Here is a 3763-nt window from a genome sequence, read left to right as displayed (position 1 = left end):
CGCAAGCCGCGATGGAAACACGTGACCGGATTAATGCGTTCCGGTGATAGGTGGCGGTCGTCTTGAAAGACGGCCTTTGAATCGGGTTTTGTTGTTGTATGGGCGGGACCAGCGACCGACCTGCTTTCGCTTCTGCCGGGGCCAGTCGGCAGTCGGGCCTGATTCCGTGGCTTGCTTGGGCCGCTTAAACGGCCGGTCCCAGGCGCTCAATCAACGCCGCATGCTGCGGATACTGCGCCTTCAAAGCCTCAACATCCGCTAGCTCGAACTCGCTGAATTCAAACCCCGGCGCGACCGTGCAGCCCACTAGCGCAAACGTCGCCGGGTCCGCGCATTCCGCGGCAAACCACAGACCCGCGGGCACCACCGCCTGAAACACGGCGTCCGAATGCGTCAGCATATTGCCCAACCTGTATGTGATCAGTGAGCCCGCTTCGTCGAGCACGTGAACGTTCAACGGCTCGCCGGCATAAAAATGCCAGACCTCGTCGGATTTGATCCGATGCCATGCCGAATGCGCGCCGTCACAGAGCAGGTAATAAATCGCGGTGGACGCCGAGCGCGGCTGCATTGAACCGTCGTCGCGCCGCACAGACTCGGCGGACCGGTACGTCTCGCTGAAAAATCCCCCTTCCGGATGCGGCTTCAGATCGAAGCGGCGGATCAACTCGTCTTTGGCGCTATGCGAAGCGGATGTGTTGAGCATCGGGGCGGCACCTCGATTGTTGAACCGGAAGTTAATGTTCGCGCTCGTCGAGCAGGGCCATCACGCCGCGCAACGCGTGCGCCGCGGCCTGCACACGGATCTTCTCGCGGTCGCCCTTGAAAACCTTGGTCTCCACCGACGTATGCAGCCGATTGCTCCAACCGAACGACACCATGCCGACCGGCTTGGTTTCGGTGCCGCCGCCCGGGCCCGCGACGCCGGTTATCGATAGCGACACCTGCGCGCGGCTGTTGCGCAGCGCGCCCTCGGCCATCGCGCGCGCCACTTGCTCACTGACCGCGCCATGCTTTTCGATCAGCTCGGCCGGTACGCCGATCATCTCCGACTTCGCCTGATTCGAATACGTGACGAAGCCGCGCTCGAACCAGCCGCTGCTGCCGGAAATATCGGTAATCGCGGTCGCCACCATGCCGCCAGTACAGGATTCGGCGGTGACGAGCATCAGGCGCTCGTCGCGCAGGCGGTTGCTCACACGAATCGCAAGCTGGTGAACCACGGAATCGGTAGGCATGGTGTCAATCCGGAAAACGGGGAATGGCTGCGGGAGGCAGCCGGCTGGCGGTGAACGGTGCGCTGTTGAACGAGGCCGACCGGCGCCTGCCAACGGGCAGAAGTTAAATCGACATGCGCCAGAGCGCAATCACGAGCAGCGTGAAAAACGCGGCAAGCAGGTCATCGAACATGATGCCAAAGCCACCTTTCAGGCGGCGATCGAAATAGCCGATCGGCGGCGGTTTCACCATGTCGAAGAAGCGGAACACGATAAACGCCCAGAACTGCCCGGTCAGCGTGACCGGTGTAACGATCAGCAGCACCAGCCAGAAGGCGACGATTTCGTCCCAGACAATCGACGACGGATCGTCGATGCCTAGCTTCTTCGCCGTAAAGCCGCAAATCGCAATGCCGCCGAAAAAACCGGCGACGATCAGGACGCCCCACTCGACCACGGTCAGGTAACGGCTCAAGACGGCGAACGATGCCCATGCGAACAGCGTGCCGATCGTGCCCGGCGCGACCGGCGACAAACCGCTGCCAAAACCCAGCGACAGAATGTGCAGCGGATGCGACAGCATGAAACGCGCGGTAGCGCGGCGCGGCTGCGGACGCGGTGCGCGCGGACCGGAGGCGTTGGGCGGCGGGCTGCCGATCAGATCGTCGGCGGGGACCAGCGGGGGATCAGTCTGCATGGAAGTGGTCGAAGCCTTGCAACGTCAGAGTGAGCGGCGCGCCGGCGGCGTCGCGCCAGCCGATCGCCGGGCGGTCGGCCGCCGTATGAAGAGCGCTTATTGTACCGATGCGCGTAACCGGTACCGCCACCTCGCGGCCGGCTGCTTCCACCTTCGCGCGCGCGGCAACCGGCGCGGTGAAACACAGTTCGTAATCGTCGCCGCCGGCGAGCGTGCAGCGTCGCTGGATCTCGGGCGAGAGACGGCGCAAGGCGGGGGAGCGCGGCACGGCGTCGACATTCACCGTGGCCTGCACGTCCGAGCGTTCGAGGATGTGCAACAGGTCCCCGGCGAGGCCGTCCGAGAGGTCGAGCGCCGCATGCGCAATGCCTCGCAGCGCGAGTCCGAGGAAGATGCGCGGCTCCGGACGTTCGAGGGCGCGGCGAAACGTCGCAGTGTCGCTGGCATCGGCGGACCACTCGCCGCGCTGCACGCCGAGGCCCGCGCGCGCATCGCCGAGTGTGCCGGAGATCCAGATGTCATCGCCCGGTTGCGCGGCGTCGCGGCGCAGGGCATCTTGCGGCCGCACGCTGCCGAACACGGTGATGCACAGATTCAACGGACCGCCGGTCGTATCGCCGCCGATCAGATTGCAGCCGTATTGCCGGGCCAGTGTGAAGAGCCCATCGCTAAACGCGGCCAGCCATGCCTCGTCGGCCTTCGGCAACGAGAGTGCGAGGGTGAACGCCTGAGGCCGCGCGCCCATCGCGGCCAGGTCCGACAGGTTTACCGCGAGCGCCTTGTGACCAAGTGCCTGCGGGTCGATATCGGGAAAGAAGTGACGGCCTTCTACCAGCATGTCCGTCGATATCGCGAGCATTTCGCCGGGGCGCGGCGCGAGCAGCGCGCAGTCGTCGCCGATGCCGAGCTCACCTTCCTCGGCACGGGTCGCAATGTTGGCTGCGCGGTGGGCGAAAAAACGATCGATCAGTGAAAACTCGGAGAGCATGGGGCGATAGGCAATGAGTGAGTGCAAGCGATAAATGCAACCGGATAAGTACAGCAAAAAGCCGCTAACGGCCCGCATTGGTTGGAGATGCGCAGCGATTATCGCTCGATCGGTACTCGGCTCAGCTTCAATTCGTCGTCTCCACGAAGCACGCTACATCCTGTCTTTCGCACTGTTTCAGTCGCGGCAGTTGTACCCGTATTGAAGGGATCGAGCCGCCAATTGGGGCTACAATGCCGTCGAACATCTATTCTAATCCGCACTTCGAAGCCCGCCTTATGTCGACTCCCGTCAATAGCAAACTCCGCGAAGCCGCCCTCGATTATCACGAGTTCCCGACGCCGGGCAAGATCGCGATCGCCCCGACCAAGCAGATGATCAACCAGCGCGACCTCGCGCTGGCGTACTCGCCGGGCGTGGCGTTCGCGTGCGAGGAAATCGTCGAGAATCCGCTGAACGCCGCGCGTTTCACCGCGCGCAGCAACCTGGTCGGGGTCGTCACGAACGGCACCGCGGTGCTGGGTCTGGGCAACATCGGGCCGCTCGCGTCGAAGCCGGTCATGGAAGGCAAGGCCGTCCTGTTCAAGAAGTTCGCCGGCATCGACGTGTTCGATATCGAGTTGAACGAGTCCGACCCGCACAAGCTGGTCGACGTGATCGCGGCGCTCGAGCCGACCTTCGGCGGCATCAACCTCGAAGACATCAAGGCGCCGGACTGCTTCATCGTCGAGCGCGAATGCCGCAAGCGCATGAAGATTCCGGTGTTCCACGACGACCAGCACGGCACGGCCATCGTCGTCGCGGCGGCCATTACCAACGGCTTGAAGGTGGTCGGCAAGGACATCAGGAACGTCAAGCTGG

General features: G+C 63.6%; 4 protein-coding genes and 1 pseudogene. 1 reads left to right on the top strand and 4 read right to left on the bottom strand.

The genetic code is table 11. The features are described from left to right. Positions 1-184 precede the first annotated feature (184 nt). From QOC89_RS16540 to thiL, 4 genes are all read right to left on the bottom strand, one after another. On the bottom strand, positions 185-706 hold the full coding sequence (locus QOC89_RS16540; RefSeq protein ID WP_323045993.1) for a cupin domain-containing protein: 522 nt from the start codon (positions 704-706) through the stop codon (positions 185-187). A gap of 31 nt (positions 707-737) precedes the next feature. Then, a complete protein-coding gene (locus QOC89_RS16535; protein ID WP_323045992.1) occupies positions 738-1238 on the bottom strand; it encodes a CinA family protein in 501 nt (166 codons plus the stop codon). Positions 1239-1341: 103 nt separating this feature from the next. Next, positions 1342-1914: a phosphatidylglycerophosphatase A gene (locus QOC89_RS16530; protein WP_323045991.1), complete on the bottom strand. Its 573-nt coding sequence runs from the start codon at positions 1912-1914 to the stop codon at positions 1342-1344. Beyond that, positions 1904-2902 carry a thiamine-phosphate kinase gene (thiL, locus tag QOC89_RS16525; protein ID WP_323045994.1) on the bottom strand — a complete coding sequence of 333 codons (999 nt, stop codon included), beginning with the start codon at positions 2900-2902 and terminating at the stop codon, positions 1904-1906. The genes QOC89_RS16530 and thiL overlap by 11 nt, the downstream gene beginning before the upstream one ends. Positions 2903-3135: 233 nt before the next feature. Between thiL and QOC89_RS16520 the strand changes: the two are divergent. After that, positions 3136-3763, top strand: a pseudogene (locus QOC89_RS16520) (NADP-dependent malic enzyme); the annotation flags it as partial.

Origin of the sequence: Paraburkholderia sp. (assembly GCF_034668105.1) — a bacterium.
Lineage (GTDB): Bacteria > Pseudomonadota > Gammaproteobacteria > Burkholderiales > Burkholderiaceae > Paraburkholderia.
This window is presented reverse-complemented; position numbering and strand designations above follow the sequence as displayed.